Source organism: Microbacterium trichothecenolyticum, from assembly GCF_030818955.1.
In the GTDB taxonomy this organism is placed as follows: domain Bacteria; phylum Actinomycetota; class Actinomycetes; order Actinomycetales; family Microbacteriaceae; genus Microbacterium; species Microbacterium trichothecenolyticum_B.
This window is the reverse complement of record NZ_JAUTBF010000001.1, coordinates 2,314,984-2,330,291: the sequence shown is the minus strand read 5'-3', so window position 1 is coordinate 2,330,291 and position 15,308 is coordinate 2,314,984. Positions and strand designations below refer to the sequence as shown.

Annotated in this window: 15 protein-coding genes; 11 read left to right on the top strand and 4 right to left on the bottom strand. The window is 70.2% G+C overall.

Annotated elements, in window-relative coordinates:
* Positions 1 to 322: 322 nt before the first annotated feature.
* The gene (locus tag QE412_RS11010; RefSeq protein ID WP_307483471.1) at positions 323 to 844 is read right to left on the bottom strand and encodes a hypothetical protein; all 522 of its coding nucleotides are present in this window, start codon (positions 842 to 844) and stop codon (positions 323 to 325) included.
* A gap of 40 nt (positions 845 to 884) precedes the next feature.
* On the opposite strand from QE412_RS11010, the gene QE412_RS11005 reads away from it, so the two are divergent.
* The 4 genes from QE412_RS11005 to QE412_RS10990 all read left to right on the top strand — a co-directional run bounded on the left by QE412_RS11005 (position 885) and on the right by QE412_RS10990 (position 4,590).
* Complete coding sequence (locus QE412_RS11005; protein WP_307483468.1) at positions 885 to 1,703, top strand: sensor histidine kinase; 819 nt, start codon at positions 885 to 887, stop codon at positions 1,701 to 1,703.
* A 270-nt stretch (positions 1,704 to 1,973) separates the two neighbouring features.
* Positions 1,974 to 2,612: a hypothetical protein gene (locus QE412_RS11000; RefSeq protein WP_307483466.1), complete on the top strand. Its 639-nt coding sequence runs from the start codon at positions 1,974 to 1,976 to the stop codon at positions 2,610 to 2,612.
* A gap of 10 nt (positions 2,613 to 2,622) precedes the next feature.
* A complete protein-coding gene (locus QE412_RS10995; protein WP_307483464.1) occupies positions 2,623 to 3,252 on the top strand; it encodes a TetR/AcrR family transcriptional regulator in 630 nt (209 codons plus the stop codon).
* A gap of 51 nt (positions 3,253 to 3,303) precedes the next feature.
* On the top strand, positions 3,304 to 4,590 hold the full coding sequence (locus tag QE412_RS10990) for a glycosyltransferase (RefSeq protein WP_307483462.1): 1,287 nt from the start codon (positions 3,304 to 3,306) through the stop codon (positions 4,588 to 4,590).
* A gap of 32 nt (positions 4,591 to 4,622) precedes the next feature.
* On the opposite strand, the gene QE412_RS10985 is transcribed toward QE412_RS10990, so the two are convergent.
* Together QE412_RS10985 and purD are read right to left on the bottom strand one after the other, a co-directional pair.
* Positions 4,623 to 5,771, bottom strand: a complete 1,149-nt coding sequence (locus QE412_RS10985; protein ID WP_307483459.1) for a SpoIIE family protein phosphatase — start codon at positions 5,769 to 5,771, stop codon at positions 4,623 to 4,625.
* Between the two features lie 274 nt (positions 5,772 to 6,045).
* The gene (purD, locus tag QE412_RS10980; RefSeq protein ID WP_307483457.1) at positions 6,046 to 7,317 is read right to left on the bottom strand and encodes a phosphoribosylamine--glycine ligase; all 1,272 of its coding nucleotides are present in this window, start codon (positions 7,315 to 7,317) and stop codon (positions 6,046 to 6,048) included.
* A gap of 175 nt (positions 7,318 to 7,492) precedes the next feature.
* On the opposite strand from purD, the gene QE412_RS10975 reads away from it, so the two are divergent.
* The 5 genes from QE412_RS10975 to QE412_RS10960 all read left to right on the top strand — a co-directional run bounded on the left by QE412_RS10975 (position 7,493) and on the right by QE412_RS10960 (position 11,934).
* Positions 7,493 to 7,849 (top strand): sterol carrier family protein, encoded by a 357-nt coding sequence (locus QE412_RS10975; protein WP_307483454.1) that lies wholly within the window; start codon positions 7,493 to 7,495, stop codon positions 7,847 to 7,849.
* Positions 7,850 to 8,192: 343 nt separating this feature from the next.
* Positions 8,193 to 8,450, top strand: a complete 258-nt coding sequence (locus tag QE412_RS17745) for a 3-oxoacyl-[acyl-carrier-protein] synthase III C-terminal domain-containing protein (RefSeq protein ID WP_373426574.1) — start codon at positions 8,193 to 8,195, stop codon at positions 8,448 to 8,450.
* 14 nt (positions 8,451 to 8,464) lie between these two features.
* A complete protein-coding gene (locus tag QE412_RS10970; protein WP_307483452.1) occupies positions 8,465 to 9,163 on the top strand; it encodes an ABC transporter ATP-binding protein in 699 nt (232 codons plus the stop codon).
* Complete coding sequence (locus QE412_RS10965) at positions 9,160 to 11,421, top strand: ABC transporter permease (protein WP_307483449.1); 2,262 nt, start codon at positions 9,160 to 9,162, stop codon at positions 11,419 to 11,421. Before QE412_RS10970 ends, QE412_RS10965 begins: the two co-directional genes overlap by 4 nt.
* 177 nt (positions 11,422 to 11,598) lie before the next feature.
* Positions 11,599 to 11,934, top strand: a complete 336-nt coding sequence (locus tag QE412_RS10960; protein ID WP_307483447.1) for a potassium transporter Trk — start codon at positions 11,599 to 11,601, stop codon at positions 11,932 to 11,934.
* Between the two features lie 3 nt (positions 11,935 to 11,937).
* On the opposite strand, the gene QE412_RS10955 is transcribed toward QE412_RS10960, so the two are convergent.
* Complete coding sequence (locus tag QE412_RS10955) at positions 11,938 to 12,549, bottom strand: zinc-binding alcohol dehydrogenase (RefSeq protein WP_307483444.1); 612 nt, start codon at positions 12,547 to 12,549, stop codon at positions 11,938 to 11,940.
* Between the two features lie 283 nt (positions 12,550 to 12,832).
* Here QE412_RS10955 and QE412_RS10950 point away from each other — a divergent pair, with 283 nt between their 5' ends.
* Positions 12,833 to 13,681: a DUF559 domain-containing protein gene (locus tag QE412_RS10950; RefSeq protein WP_307483442.1), complete on the top strand. Its 849-nt coding sequence runs from the start codon at positions 12,833 to 12,835 to the stop codon at positions 13,679 to 13,681.
* A 484-nt stretch (positions 13,682 to 14,165) separates the two neighbouring features.
* On the top strand, positions 14,166 to 15,308 hold the full coding sequence (purM, locus tag QE412_RS10945; protein ID WP_307483439.1) for a phosphoribosylformylglycinamidine cyclo-ligase: 1,143 nt from the start codon (positions 14,166 to 14,168) through the stop codon (positions 15,306 to 15,308).

Below are 15,308 nucleotides of genomic sequence, written 5' to 3'. Positions count from 1 at the left end.
CGGCGTAGTAGGCGGGGGCGACCGATGCCGTTACTCGGTCTGCGGCACAACGCGGTCGACCGTCGCGCCATCTTCGTGCGCACCCAACTGCCGTTCATCGTCGGACTCGCCTACGTCGTCGTGGTGATCGTCATCATCCAGCCCGCGTCCTTCACTCGGCCGCTGGTGCCCGGGGGAGTGCTCATCGGCATCGCAGCGACCGTTCTGGCGCTGGTTCTGCCCTGGAAGAGCTTGTACGCGGGATGGATGATCCAGATTCCCGTCCTCGATATCGTGGCCGTCGCGGCCATCACGGCCGACGTGGTGACGGTGTTCCCCGGTGTCACGATGCTGGCGATTCCTGCCGATTCTGTGGGTCGCCTTCGTCGCCGGCTGGTGGGGAATCGTGCTCTCCGTCCTCGGTGCGACGTTCATCGCCGCGCTCCGCTTCGTCTGGGTGGGAGGACCGCCGCGCGACGGCGCCGAATGGGCCAATGCCGCGACCCTTCCCCTGGCCTATGTCGGACTCGCGGTGATCGCCGCCTCGGCTGCCCGTCGCCTGCGTCATCACATCGACCGGGAGGCGCGCGCGCAAAAGGCCCAGGCTCTCGCGCTCGCCGATGCGCAGGATGCCGAGACACTGGTCCTCGGCATCCTCGAGACCGTCGATGCGGGGGTGGCGTTCTTCGACGCCAGAGGTCGTCTCGAGCTCGCCAACGCGATGGCGCACCGTATGGCGCACGCCGTCGGGTTCCGCCTGGACGAACCGCCCTACGCCGGCGTTCACGCCACGGGTGCGGATCGGTCGGCGCCCACAGCTCCGGCTGACCAGCTCGTCCCCCGCGCTCTGCGGGGCGAGGTCCATTCGCGGGCACCTCGCCTGGATCGGTCCGCCGGGGGCGCAGGTGGCGACCATCGCGTCGGCCACCCCGCTCCGCCGAAACGACGGCTCGGTGCGGGGGACCGTGATCATCGTGCACGACGTCACCGAGTTCGTCGAGGCGGTCGAGGTGAGGGAGCAGTTCCTGCGCACCGCCTCGCACGAGTTGCGCACCCCTCTCACGAGCGTCACGGGCTTCCTCTCGCTCATCGACGATGCCCTCGATCCCCATGACACCAAAGTGCGGCAGTACATCGAGGTCGTCATGCGGCGTGCGGACGACCTGCTCCGGCGCATCTCGGATCTCGTGGTCGCGACCGACGACGACCGCCCGCTGAGCCTGGTCGATTTCGACCTGCGCGAGGCCGTCGACGCTGCTGCTCTCTACGTCCGGGCCCTCGCCGACGTGCGGGGCAATCAGATCGAGGTGAGTTCGGTGGGTCCTCTGCCCGTTCGTGCCGACCGCGCGCGGATCGAGACCGCGGTCACGGAGGTGCTCACCAACGCCGTCAAGTTCGGGGAATCGGGAACCCGGATCACCCTCGCGTGCGGATCGGACGGCGAGCACACGTGGGTGACGGTGTCGAATGAGGGCGCGGGTCTGACACCCGCGGAGCAGCGACGGGTCTTCGACCGCTTTTACCGCACTTCCCATGCCCGTGCGCACGCCATTCAGGGGTACGGCCTCGGTCTCACCACCGTGCGCTCGATCGTGTCGGCGCATCAGGGTCGCATCTCGATCGACAGCGCTCCCGGTGCCGGCCTGACGTTCACCTTCGATATCCCCGTGAACGGTCCGGTCCTCGACTGCCCCGCTGCGCAGATCACGACACCCCACCAGTGAGGCGCGAGGTACGCGCCGCATCTTCGTCGGGCGCGGCGCGCAGGTCCTGACAGGACTCGGTCTCTCGGGGACGCCTGCCTCTCGAGCGACGCTTGCTCAGATTTCGCTTGTGTGGCTGTATGTGCAAATAAGGGATGAGCGGGGCGGTGCGCTCGGTTATGCCGGTCGGATGACTACCCAAATTCGCTTATACGCGTGTATGGTCAAAACCTGATCCGGGGTACTCTCACCTCGACCGCGCTCCTGCCCTCGCCTCTCGAAGGAGACATCATGACCGCTCCCGCCACAACCGTCCGCCCTTCCGCCGCGACCACCTCCCGCCCCTCGTGGCCCCGCGTCGCCGGCATCCTGATCCTCACCGGAGGCGTGCTGCTGACGGCGGCGACGGCTCTGGAGATCGGAACCGACGTCGCCGTCGACACCGGCCCGGCGCTCGCCTTCCGCGTGCTGTTCCTCGCGAGCACGCTCGCCCACGTCACGGCGATGTTCCCGCTCGCCCTCGGTCGTGGCGATGGTGAGGGCGCCGTGGGCTCGTCGACCGTCGGCAAGCTCGCGTTGCTCGGCTTCGCGGCGTTCTTCCTCGCGAGCCAGAGCCTGTACCTGCTGGTGGCCTCCCTGCTGCCGACAGCGGAGCCCACCGACGGCGCCACGGTCTTCCTCGTGGGGATGAGGGCCGTGCAAGGCATCCTGCTCCTCGTCGGCGGCCTCGTCATCGTGCGTGCTCGCGTGCTCACCGGGGCGGCACGGTGGGCGATCCTCGCGCTGTCGATCATCGCCTTCGCGCTCGGCGTCGTCGTCGCCACCAGCTCGGTCGAGGCGCTCACCAACACGATGTACTTCGTGTCCACCGGGGCGCAGATCGTCGCCGGACTCCTCATCGCCCGGGCGGGCATCGGCGTGGCGAAGTAGCGTTTCCGACGTGCCCCGCAGCTATCACTCCCCCCAACGACAGGCCGACGCCGCGGCCACGCGCGCGAACATCGTCGACGCCGCCGGCCGACTCTTCGTCACCGACGGCTACGTCGCGACCTCGATCAAGGCCATCGCCGCCGAAGCGGGGGTGTCGATCCCCACGGTGCACCTGAACGGTCCCAAACACGCCCTGCTCATCGCCGCCTTCGAACGCAGCTTCGCCGGCGACGAGGGGCGGCACTCGCTCGCAGAGCGCCCCGAGCTCAGGGCGATCATGGGCGAGCCCGACACCGACACCGCGATCGCTCGCTACGTCGACTTCCTCATCGAAGCCAACCAGCGCTCCGCGGCGATCGTGCGGGCCATGCTCGCCGCCGCCGACAGCGACCCGGAGGTACGCGTCGCCTACCTCGACCTCGAGATGCGGCGTCATCGCGACATGACGATCGCGGCCGGCTGGTTCCTCCAGCGCGAGCGCATCCGCGTCGACCAGGTCGCAATCGCCGCCGACGTGCTCGGCCTCGTCACGGGGCCCGACCCGTGGACCCACTTCACCGTCGCCCGCGGCTGGGATGTCGACGCCTACCGGTCGTGGCTCACGGCCCAGCTCGTGCATCTCTCCGACAACCTCGCCTAGACCCCCCCCGCCCCGCGTGGGCGGTGGGTCTCGTCCTCGAAAGACACCGATATGACCCGTTCCGCCCTCCTGTGCAGCATGCCCGCCGTCGGTCACGTCGGCCCGATCCTCGTCGTCGCGCAAGAGTTGCAGCGTCGCGGCTGGCACGTTCGGGTGCTGACCGGCGCCAACTACCGCGCGATGGTCGAGCGGGCCGGCGTCCCCTTCCTCCCCCTGCCGGCCGAGGCCGACACCCTCGACGGCATCGGGGCGGGCGATGAGGGGCGCAACCGCGGTCTCGCCACGATCAACCGCGGCGTCGAGCAGGCCTTTGTCGATCCGGCCGGACCCGCCGCCGCGGCCCTCGAAGAGATCCTGGCCGAGGAGCCCGTCGACGTCGTGCTGCACGACATGACCTTCCTGGGCGTGCAGACGCTCTTCAGCCGGCCGCGGGAGCAGCGCCCGCTCACCGTGCTCTGCGGCATCGGCCCCGCCGGGTTTTCGAGCCGTGACACCGCCCCCTACGGGCTCGGCATCACACCGCTGCCCCACCGCGCACTCAATCGCATCCGCAACCGCGTGCTGGGCGCGATCGCCCAGGCCGTGCTGCGACCGGTGCACCGGTCGATGGATTTCTTCCTGGCGGGTGTCGGCGCGCCGCCGCTGAAGGGGGCGTTCTTCATGGACGCCCTCTCGCGCAGCGACCTGCTCGCCCAGTTCACGGTCGCCGAGTTCGAGTACGTCCGCAGCGACGCTCCCGACAAGCTGCGCTTCTACGGGCCGATGGCGACGGCCGCCGCGCAGCCGGTGCCCGCGCCGTCCTGGTTCGCCGACCTCGATCCCGACCTGCCCCTCGTGCACGTGACCCAGGGCACGGTCGCGAACACCGATTACAGCGAGGTCATCGAGCCGACCCTGACGGCCCTCGCCGACCTGCCCGTGCAGGTCGCGGTCACCACCGGGGGTCGCGATGTCGACACCCTGCCGGTGCTGCCCGCCAACGCCTTCGCCGCGAGCTACCTGCCCTACGACGATCTCCTCTCTCGCACCAGCGTGCTCGTCACCAACGGCGGCTACGGCGGACTGCATCACGCGATGCGTCACGGCGTGCCGATCGTGATCGCGGGCGACTCGGAAGACAAGGTCGAGACCTCCGCCCGCGTGCAGTACGCCGGCGTGGGTGTCAACCTGCGCACGGGCCGTCCGACCCCGGATGCCATCCGCTCGGCGGTCCTGCGGATCCTCGATGATCCCGCGTACGCCGCCCGCGCCCATCGCATCGGCGCGTCCATCGCCGTCGCGCCGGGCGCCCCCGGTCTCGTCGACGACATCGAGGCGCTGCTCGCCGAACCGGTCTGACGACGGCGCGCGGCGGGACCTTTCGGCCGGGGTCAGTGCACGGATGCCACGATCGCGGTGACGTCGTCGTCGACCTTCTGCGCCGTCACGCGGACGGCGAGCTGATCGAAGAAGCCGGCGGGGCCGGCGGCGCGTCGCAGGTCGTCGGCCAGCATCCGCAGGCTCTCGAGCGTGGAATCGTACGCGTCGAGGGCGCCGTCGGAGACGCTCACCAGAAGGTCTCCGCGGCGAACCGACACGCGACCCGGTTCCCAGGGGATGTCGTCGGGCCGCAGCCCCAGCGGCAGGTTGCGCGAGCTCAGACGCTCGGTGCTGCCGTCGGCGTGCAGTACCAGGGTCAGTCCGTGACCGGCATCGACGAAGTCGACCACCCCCGAGCGCGTGTCGATCACGGCGTGGAACACGGTTGCGAAGGTGTTGCTGTAGCGGCCCCGTCGGCGCCCCTCGTCCTCGACGGCGACGAGCGCGTCGAGCGGAGCGGCATCCCGCAGTTCCTGCAGAGCGGCGAGCAGTTCCTCCGCCACGCGTCCGGCCGCCTCGCCCTTGCCCATGACGTCGGCGAGCGTCACCACGACGCGACCGTCCACGTGCTGCCACCCGCTTCGGTCGCCGCTGACCGCACCGTGGGGGAGGGCGAACGATGCCAGGCGCACCTCGTCGCCGACGACGTCACGCACGTCGGGGCGGACCGGCGCGGGCGATTGCTCGACCGGCTCGCTCTGGCGCATCTCCGCCTCGGCCCACCGGCCGAACCGCTCGAATGCATCGCGTTGGCGGTCGTCGAGGCGACCGGGCTCGGCATCCAGCAGGCAGAGGGTGCCGACGGCGTGGCCGTCTTCGGTGCGCAACGGGATGCCCGCGTAGAAGCGCATGCCGTGCTCCGCCACGATCGCCCGATCCGCGAAACGGGGGTCGGCGCGGCCGTCGGACACCTCGAGCAGCTGTGGCTCCTTGACCGCCTCCTGGCAGAACGAATCCGCGATGGGCGTGTGCACGAAGTGCGACGCGGGTGGCTGTGACTTCGTGTAGACCGTCTCGGAGTTGACCACGTTGACGACCGCGTAGTCGACGTCGAAGACCTCTTTCGCCAGGCGTGTGATGCGGTCGAACCGCTCTTCGGGCGGTGTGTCCAACAGCCCGATCCGAGCGACGGCGTCGTCCGCGGACGTATCCTCGACCATGGTGAACTGCCTTTCGCGCGTTTTTCTCACCGTATCGATGGGGGTGAAACTCACGCAGGCCACTTCGCGCAACGCTTCGACCGGCTTGTGCGATGTGCACGGGTGCGCGGCGGCCGCCGGCGCCGGCCGAGCGTGCGATGCGGGGTGACGAGCGAGGCTCGGTCCGGGCGACGCGCGAACGGGCCTGCCCTGCGCTCGTCCTCCACCGTGACGGTGAAGACTGCCCGGGCGACGCGAACGGGTCGGTCAGTCCCGGGCGACGCGAACGGGTCGGTCAGTCCCGGGCGACGCGCGCGGCGATATCGGTGCGGTACTGCCCGCCCTCGAGACCGATGCGTTCGAGACCGGCGTAGGCGGCCGCCCGCGCTTGCGAGAACGTCGTGCCGGTGGCGACGACGCTCAGCACGCGTCCGCCCGTCGCGATCAGATCGCCGTCGCGCTGAGCCGTCGCGGCGTGGGCCACGTGCACGCCGTCGACCTCTTCGGCCTCGTCGATCCCGGTGAGCACGCGCCCGGTGAGCGGCGCCTCGGGGTAGCCTTCGCTCGCCAGCACCACGGTGACGGCGGCAGCATCGGCGAAGGCCGGTCGGGGCTCGTTCTCGAGGGTGCCGGAAGCGGCGGTCAACAGCAGTCGCGACAGCGGGTCGACCAGGCGGGGCAGCACGACCTGGGTCTCGGGGTCGCCGAAGCGGGCGTTGAACTCGATGACCTTCACACCCTGCTCGGTGAGGATGAGGCCCGCGTAGAGCAGTCCGATGAACGGGGTGCCCTCGGCATCCATCTGTCGGATCACGGGCTCGGCGATCACGCGCGTGACGTGGTCGACGAACTCGTCTTCGCCGCCGAAGCGCTCGCTCAACCAGGGCAGCGGCGAGTACGCGCCCATGCCGCCGGTATTGGGGCCTTCGTCGCCGTCGCGCAGGCGCTTGAAGTCCTGCGCGGGGCTGAGCGGGGCGACGTGATCGCCGTCGCTGAGGAAGAACAGTGACACCTCCGGCCCCGAGAGGAACTCCTCGATGAGCACGGCGCCGGTCGGCAGGTACGTCTCGGCGTGCGCGAGAGCGGCCTCACGGTCGGAGGTGACGATGACGCCCTTACCCGCGGCCAGCCCGTCGGCCTTCACCACGAACGGGGCGCCGTATTCGTCGAGGGCGGCCTCGACGGTGACGAGGTCGTGCGCGCGCACCGAGCGTCCGGTGGGGACGCCCGCGGCATCCATGATGCGCTTCGCATAGGTCTTGGAACCCTCGAGCTGGGCCGCGGCCTTGCCCGGACCGAAGACGGGGATGCCGTGGGCACGCAGCGGGTCGGCGACGCCGGCGACCAGCGGGGCTTCGGGGCCGACGACGACGAGGTCGATCGCCTCGGCCTTGGCGAACACCAGCACGGCCTCGGGGTCGAGGGGATCCAGGTCGACCAGGTGGGCTTCGCGGGCGATGCCGGCGTTGCCGGGCGCGGCGAAGATCGCGTGCGACTCCTGCTCGGAGCGCAGGGCGAGGATGATGGCGTGCTCGCGCGCGCCCGAACCGAGGACCAGGATTCTCACCCGGCCAGCCTATCGAGCGAGGGGTGGCCGCTTCGAAGGACACAACTCAGGAAGAAACCGCAGGCTCGGGCCGTCGCCCGACCCGCGAACGCCGATATGCCGGAGTCGTGCGTCGTCGCGGGGGCGGTTCCGACGACGGGCTCCGCCTTCCCGACCCCCGAGTACCGTGGATGCCATGCCTCCCCGCCGTATCGAGACCGGTGACGGCCGCGACGCGCTCGCTGCCGTCGCCGCCGGAGACGCTCCGCGGGCCGTGACGGCCACGGCGGTGCGCTATCTGCTGCAGTTGTTGGTCGAGAAGGCGCCGGGCAACTCGGTCGAGATGCGCGTGCCGCCCTTCGGCGCGGTGCAGGTGATCGAGGGCCCCCGCCACACGCGCGGGACCCCGCCCAACGTCGTCGAGACCGATGCCGCCACCTGGATCGCCGTCGCCACCGGCGAGGAGCACTGGGCGGATGCCGTGTCGTCCGGCCGGATCGTGGCATCCGGCGTGCGTGCCGACCTGAGCGCGCTGCTACCGCTGCGGCCGTAGCTTCGGCGGAACCGCCGAGCCGTGAGCGTCGGACGACGCGCACGCGTTGGGGTCGGACGGCTGGACCGCTACGGCGCTGGCTGGTCCCGGCCCGCCGTCTCGTCTCGCGTGCCACTGGGGTTTCGTTGGCCGGACGCACGTGGCAGGGCGAGTCGGCAGGCGAAGTGTTCTGACGTACTTGTTGTCGCGAAAAACTGCCTTCCGCTCCGGATTCTCGGGTGGGAATCCTTCACCTCACCCTCTCGTATGGACGGACCACACTGACGACTGCGGAGTCCCGGCGCGTTCAGCGTCGGTCGCAGGCGTCGCGACGGTGGCGCTGTCGATTACCGGGGGGCTATTGATGTCGCTTTTGTCATGCCGTGTGTCTGGGACGGACGACAGGGTGGTTCCGCATCAGACGAGTCGCGCGGGGATCCAGTTCATGGCGAGGTTGTGGTCGCCGGAAAAGGTCATCGTCACGCTCCCGGAGCTCGGGAACACCATCGCTGCGAGCATCCCCGCCGCACTTCACCGAGCGCGGGTCGCTGAAGGCGAGCGTCTGCTACTGGTGGGCACGGGGGCGGGAACGCTTTACGGCGGCCTTATCTACCAGCACTGATGAAGGCGCATCCGATGCCACTCGAGACAGGTCTGCACGCTACCGGCCTCTCCCGCAGCTACGGTGCGGGCGCGGCGCGGGTATCTGCGCTCGATGACGTGAACGTGCACCTTCATACGGGTCGGCTCGCGGCCATCGTCGGCCCCTCCGGATCGGGCAAGAGCACGCTGTTGAACGTTCTCGGAGGGATGGACACGCCCGACGCGGGTCACGCCGCGCTGAACGGCATCGCGTTCACCGGGATGGGCTCTCGCAAGCTCACAGAGTTCCGACGCAACCATGTCGGTTTCGTGTTCCAGTTCTACAACCTCCTGCCTCAACTCACCGCGCTCGAGAACGTCGAGTTGGCGCGGCGCCTGCCATCTCATCACGGTGTCGATGTGCAGACGTCGGCGCAATTGCTTGACCGCGTCGGTCTGGGAGACCGTGCGGACCATTTCCCGCAACAGCTGTCAGGCGGGCAGATGCAGAGGGTCTCGATCGCGCGCGCGCTCGCGAAGCGCCCTGCTCTGCTGTTGTGCGACGAACCCACGGGGGCTCTCGACTCGGCATCCGGCGTCGAGGTGATGACTTTGCTGATCGACATCGCTCGCGAGGGGCTTGCCGTGGTGGCGGTGGTCACGCACGATCCGACGATCCGCGATGTCGCCGACCACGTCGTCGAGATGCGCGACGGCCGCGTCGTGGCCGATTCGCACCCCCCGGTTTCATGAGCGTCGCCGCCCTCCTCCGGCGCAAACTGCGTCGCGACCTGCGACGGCACGCTCCCCAATTCGCCGCGGTCTTCGTCATGAGCCTCCTCTGCCTCGCCGTCTACGGCGGACTCGAGGGTGGCTGGCGGGGGATGCAGGTCGAGCAGGAGCGAATGGATGCCGCGGCCCACCTCGCGGATGTCTGGATCACCGCCTCATCTGTGTCGCCGGAGCAGCTCGACGCATTGCGGGACATCCCCGGGGTGTCGGATGTCGAAGCGTCAGGCCTCGTCGATGCGGCGGAAGAGGACGGTCGAGGTTCGCTCGTGGTGAGTGCGCTGTCGGAGCGCATGAATCTTCCGGAGCCGGTTGCGGGAGTGGTCGACGGGCTCGCCGATGACGAGATCGCTCTGGACGCGGCCTTCGCGGAAGCACACGCGCTGCACACCGACGACATCGTGTCGCTGCAGATCGCGGGAGAAGAGCATCGCTTCACCGTCGCGTCACTGGTGCGCGCCGCCGACCGGGTCTCGGACAACGGCCCCGACGGTCTGTACGCCCCCGATCCCTCGGCGTACGGGTACGCGTACGTCTCGCCTGCGCAGATGGATTCTCTCGGACCGACCCGGATGTCGATCGCCCTCGCGGGTCCGACGGAGCGCATCCTGTCCGAGGCGCCCCGTGTGCTGGGCGCGGCACGGCTGGCGATGTTCGATGAGGAGTCGCTGCCCGGAGTGGTCGGGCTCACCGATCGCATCCATCAGATCCGAAGCCTCTCGCTGCTCTTCCTCAGCCTCTTCCTCACGGTGGCGATGCTCGCGGTGTTCACCTCGATGCGACGCCTGGTCGACATACAGCAGCGGGACATCGCCACGCTGAAGGCGCTGGGTGTCTCCGACGCGCACCTGCGCACGCATTATTCCCAGTACGCCGTCGTGGTCGCCGTCGGTGCCCTCGTCGGCTCGGCGGTGGCACCCGTGCTCTCGCTCTTCGTCCTGCAGTCGCAGCGACCGAGCTTCGGGCTGGTCGCCTGGGTCCCGGCTTACACGCCGGCTCCCGCGGTCCTGGCAATCGCCCTGGTCGTGGGGGCGTCGCTCGTGTCGGTCGTCGCCACCCGATCCATGCGGTACACCGAGCCGGCCGCGGCGATGCGCGGAGGTCTGGCGACGCAACGGCGAGTCCCTCCCCGGCTCGGGCGTATGTCGCCCCTGAACGCATGGGGGCTCCGCGAGCTCGCGACGGCTCGCGCGCGGCTGCTCACCGCGCTCGCCGCCACGGTCGGGGGCACCACTCTCCTCATCGCAGGATTCGGGATGCCGGACTCACTACATCATCAGGTCGATCGCTCTTTCGAGCAGCGATACGTCTTCGACGCACAAGCCCGACTCATTCCGGGCGCGTGGGCTCGAGACGGCGAGCATCTGGCATCCGGGATCGAGGAGGTGCAGTGGCAGATGTCATTCCTGTCGCCGGATGAGGGGGACACGGGTTGGGCGGCCGTCACCGTGCTCTCAGACGGCGACCTCTACAGGCTGAGCGACGGTGACGGCGGCGTCCCGCTGCCTACCGACGGCGCGCTCGTGAGCGTCGCTTACGCCGAGGCACGCGGAATCAGTGTCGGTGACCGCGTGACGGTGCTCCCGCCCGGCTCGGCGACGCGCACAGCGACGACGGTGCGAGGAATCGTCGATGTGGGCGAGCCGCAGGGGCTCTTCTTGTCGCGGTCCGCCTGGGAGCGCTCGGGCGGTGTCTTCTCGCCGAGCACGCTGCTGGCCGGCGGGCCCGCCGCGGCAGAGACGTTGATGAGCCGCCCCGGAATCGCGAGTGTGCTTTCCCGCGACGCCCGGCGCGCGAACGCCGAGCAGGTGATCGATGGTCTCGGCGACGTGTTCGCGCTCATCAAGGGGTTCGGGCTCATGCTGACCATCGTCGTGCTGCTGAACCTCGGGTCCTTGGCCTTTGCCGAACGCACGCGCGATTACGCGACGCTCATCGTGCTGGGGGTGCGGTCGCGCGAGATCCGTGCCTTGCTCCTTCGCGAGAACGTGGCCACCACCCTGGCCGGTGCGCTCCTCGGCATTCCGGCGGGGATGGGCTTCCTCTCGGCCTACCTCGCCGTTTTCAGCACCGACCGTGTGGACTACTCGCCCGCGCCTTCGACGATCGCCACCGGTGTGTGCGTCGTGGTCGTCGTGGTGTGCGGTTTGAGCGCGTCATTGCTGCTCGCGCTCCGTCTTCGTCGACTCGACATGCTGGGCGCGCTGAAGGGGGTGGAGTAGCTGCCCTCGGCCTCGAAGCCGGTTTGGCCGAACGGGGCCTGACATGTCCCGACGACGTCAGCATCGTCGGTATCGACGACATCGACCTGGCCGGCGCCGCGACCCCTCGCGCTCGCGCGCAGTTTCACGTCGAGAGACCTCGACCCGCTGTGCGCCCCGCGGTGGGAGAATGGGCACATGGTCGAGCAGCCCGTTCCCGAACGACCGATGTACATCCGCGATGGCATCGAGAGGGCGACGGTGCGCCGCGCGCCCAAGTACGGCGTCTTCCTCGCGGCGGGTGCGTTCCTCGGCATCCTCGTCGCCCTCGTGCTCACGGTCGCCATCGACGGCACCGACGTCAGCCCCTACACGCAGGTCGTGTACTCGGAGCTGCAGGTGTTCGCCTTCACCGCTCTCATCTGCGTCGTCGCCGGTGTGGCCCTGGCCGCCATCGTGGCGCTGGTGTTCGAGCGGGTGCTCGGCCGGCGCACGCGGCAGGTCATCGTCGACCACGAGCAGCACGAGGTCTGAGCCTCAGGCGAGCTCCGCGATGATCGGGTGGATCGCGGAGTCGAACGCCGCCACGTCACCGCGCAGGCCATCGGTGACGGCCACCGTGAGCGATCCGATCCACCACACCCCGCGCTGAGCCAGCGGCAGCACCTGCACGTTCAGCTCGAAGGAGTGCGCCCGGCGGCCCACCGCCCTCTCGTGCGCGGCGATTGCGCTCGCGTAGGCCCGGTACGACACCCCCGGCCGCGCGGCCGACTCCCGTGCATAGCGGTCGTGCGCGAGCCGGGCGAAGTCGACGGCGTCGTCGGCATGCGAGGAGATGGCGCGCCGCAGTGCGTCCGCGCCGTCCACCGGCCGTGCGACGAGGCCCTCGAAACCGTCGACGAGCTCCAGCGGCACCGGCGAGGGATGCGCCTGAGGCTCGACGGCCATCGCCCAGAAGACGCGCCACTCGCGTTCGAGTTGCGCGTGCGCGGCATCCGTCTCGTCTCGGACGACCGGCGGCGGCACGCGGCGCAGAGCGGGGAGCTCCTCCGGTGAGCGGATGCCGAGCACCTGCCGCAGATACAGCGCGACCAGCACCGACTTCGCCGCGTCCTCGCGGATCACCCACTCCGGCTGGCCGCCCGTCATGGCGTCATTGTAAAGACGGGGCGCGGGCCGGGCGATGGGCCTTGCGCCGCGTGTGTGACACCCGGTGTGCGGGTTGCTCGGCGGCGCGGCCGTGATGAGTGGAGGGCGAGGGACGAGCGGAGGGTCTGTCCGGTCGTGCTGTCCTCCGTTCGTCCCTCATCCTCCGCCCGTCACCGGCCGACCGAGGGGCTGCCCCTCCTGCACAACGTCTGCTTCGGAGTCGTTCTCCCCATTCACTCGACGGCCCGCCCGAGAGAGGCCGACTCTCCGCGACGCTGTGCTCATGGCATCCCTCCCGTCTGATCCGGTCGAGTTCGTTCGAGGGGCAGGCGGGGTCGTCCGCAGCGTGCGGTTGAAGGACGAGGGGCTGTCCTGGCGAGCGGTTGCGGACGCCGTCGCTGCGGGGCGGCTTCTTCGTATCCGCCGGTCGTGGCTCGCCTTACCGGATGCCGATGCGTCGCTGCGCGCGGCCGCTCGCGGGGGCGTCGTGGTCTCCTGTCTGAGCGCTGCCGAACATCTCGGCCTCTGGGTCGCCCGGCCCCGCGGGGCGCACGTCGCGGCGTCGCCGCACGCCGGTCGCGTGGAGGTGGCGGCCGGTACGCGCGTTCACCGAGCGCATCCCGTCGTGCCGCGGCATCCCGATGCGCTGGTGGACTCGGTGGAGAACGTGCTCGTCCTCGTCGCTACGTGCATACCCCGCGAAGAGGCCGTGATCGTCTGGGAATCGGCACTCAACAAGCAGATGGCATCCGCCGAGTCGCTCTCCCGCCTGGCCTTGCCCGGCCGCGCTCGGTCGCTCCTCGACGAGGTGCAGCCCTTCGCCGACTCCGGCCTGGAGAGCATCGTGATCTTCCGTCTTCGGTGGATGAAGGTGCGCCTTCTGCCGCAGGCCTTTCTCCACGGTCACCGCGTCGACCTGCTGATCGGCGAAAGGCTCGTCCTGCAGATCGACGGCGCGCATCACGTGGGCGAGCAACGGGCCGAAGACATCCGTCACGACGCCCTCCTCACGCTCAACGGGTATCACGTGATCCGCGTCGGCTATCGCCAGATCGTCGACGACTGGCCGAGCGTGCAGTATCTGATCTCGCGCGCTATCGCGCAGGGCCTGCACCTCGCGCGTAAGCGATGACCGGGCGACGAAGTGGCGCAGGCGGCGTGACGAGCGGAGGCTGAGGGACGGGCGGAGGATGCTTCGAGCGCATCAGTCCTCCCCTCATCCCCGATCCTCCGCTCGTCCCGCTGCGCCGGCGACACCTGAGCCCGCCGCGCCCCGGGCTGCTGCCGCCGCGCCCCGCCTTGCCGCCCTGCCGCGCGTTGCCGCTGTGCCGCGAAGTGCCGCCGCCGGCGCGCGGCGTGACGAGCGGAGGCTGAGGGACGGGCGGAGGATGCTTCGCGCGAGATGCTCCTCCCCGCGTCCCCGATCCTCCGCTCGTCCCGCCGCGCCCCGCGCCCCGCCCCGCACGCCCGGGCCCGCGCGACGCGCCCCGCGCCCCGCGCCCCCCGCCCCCCGCCCCGCACCCCGCGCGCCCCGCGCCCCGCGCCCCGCGCGCCCCGCCCGCCCGGTCGACGACCCCGCGCGACGCGCGCGGGCCCACCCCGGGTAGTCTGTTGCGGTGGCCTCAGCTCCCCACGAAAACCCGTACTCCGTCGCAGGCGTCGACACCGCCGCCGGAGATCTCGCCGTCGAACTGATGAAGTCGGCCGTGCGCCGTACCCACGGACCCGAGGTGCTCGGTGGCGTGGGCGGCTTCGCCGGTCTCTTCGACGCCTCCGCTCTGCGCGATTACGCCAAGCCGCTGCTCGCGACGAGCACCGACGGCGTCGGCACGAAGGTCGCCATCGCCCAGGCGATCGACAAGCACGACACCATCGGCGAAGACCTCGTCGGCATGGTCGTCGACGACATCGTCGTGGTGGGCGCTCGTCCGCTCTTCATGACCGACTACATCGCGTGCGGCAAGGTCGTGCCGCAGCGCATCGCCGACATCGTCGCCGGCATCGCGCGCGGGTGCTCTGCCACCGGCACCGCGCTGGTCGGTGGCGAGACCGCCGAACACCCGGGTCTGCTCGGCATCGACGACTACGACGTCGCGGGAGCGGCGACCGGCGTGGTCGAGGCCGACCGCGTGCTGGGTGCTGACCGGGTCAAGAGCGGCGACGTGGTGCTGGCGCTGGCCTCCAGCGGCCTGCACTCCAACGGCTACTCGCTCGTTCGCCACATCATCACGGGCGCGGGCATCGCCTACGGCTCCCTCTCCGCCGACCTCGGCGGCACCTGGGGCGAAGCGCTGCTCGAGCCCACGCGCCTGTACACCTCGCCGCTGCTGCGCCTGCTCGACGACGAGGCCGTGGGCACCGGCATCCACTCGCTCAGCCACGTCACCGGTGGCGGCATCGCGGCCAACCTCGCGCGCGTGCTGCCGCAGAATACGTGGGTCGATGTCGACCGCTCGACATGGAGCCCCTCGCCGGTGTTCCGCGTGCTCGCCGATCTCGGCGGCCTCGAGCTGACCGCGACCGAGGGCACCTGGAACCTCGGCATCGGCTTCCTCGCCGTCGTCGCCCCCGAGATCGCGGATGCCGCGATCGCGGCGCTGCAGGCCGACGGCATCGCGACCTGGCAGGTCGGTGTCGTGCGCGATGACATCCGCCCCGAGGGCGACTACGAACAGGGCGCGAAGGGCGTCGACGGGGGCGCCGTGCGCCTGGTCGGAACCTACGCGGATGCCGGGACCCCGGCGAACGGAGCGAAGTAA

Coding starts and splice junctions, on each gene's coding strand:
- QE412_RS11010 (WP_307483471.1), bottom strand. CDS start 844: ATGGACCTCGCCCCGCAGAGCGCGGGGGACGAGCTGGTCAGCCGGAGC.
- QE412_RS11000 (WP_307483466.1), top strand. CDS start 1,974: ATGACCGCTCCCGCCACAACCGTCCGCCCTTCCGCCGCGACCACCTCC.
- QE412_RS10990 (WP_307483462.1), top strand. CDS start 3,304: ATGACCCGTTCCGCCCTCCTGTGCAGCATGCCCGCCGTCGGTCACGTC.
- QE412_RS10985 (WP_307483459.1), bottom strand. CDS start 5,771: ATGGTCGAGGATACGTCCGCGGACGACGCCGTCGCTCGGATCGGGCTG.
- QE412_RS10975 (WP_307483454.1), top strand. CDS start 7,493: ATGCCTCCCCGCCGTATCGAGACCGGTGACGGCCGCGACGCGCTCGCT.
- QE412_RS17745 (WP_373426574.1), top strand. CDS start 8,193: ATGTCGCTTTTGTCATGCCGTGTGTCTGGGACGGACGACAGGGTGGTT.
- QE412_RS10970 (WP_307483452.1), top strand. CDS start 8,465: ATGCCACTCGAGACAGGTCTGCACGCTACCGGCCTCTCCCGCAGCTAC.
- QE412_RS10965 (WP_307483449.1), top strand. CDS start 9,160: ATGAGCGTCGCCGCCCTCCTCCGGCGCAAACTGCGTCGCGACCTGCGA.
- QE412_RS10960 (WP_307483447.1), top strand. CDS start 11,599: ATGGTCGAGCAGCCCGTTCCCGAACGACCGATGTACATCCGCGATGGC.
- QE412_RS10955 (WP_307483444.1), bottom strand. CDS start 12,549: ATGACGGGCGGCCAGCCGGAGTGGGTGATCCGCGAGGACGCGGCGAAG.
- QE412_RS10950 (WP_307483442.1), top strand. CDS start 12,833: ATGGCATCCCTCCCGTCTGATCCGGTCGAGTTCGTTCGAGGGGCAGGC.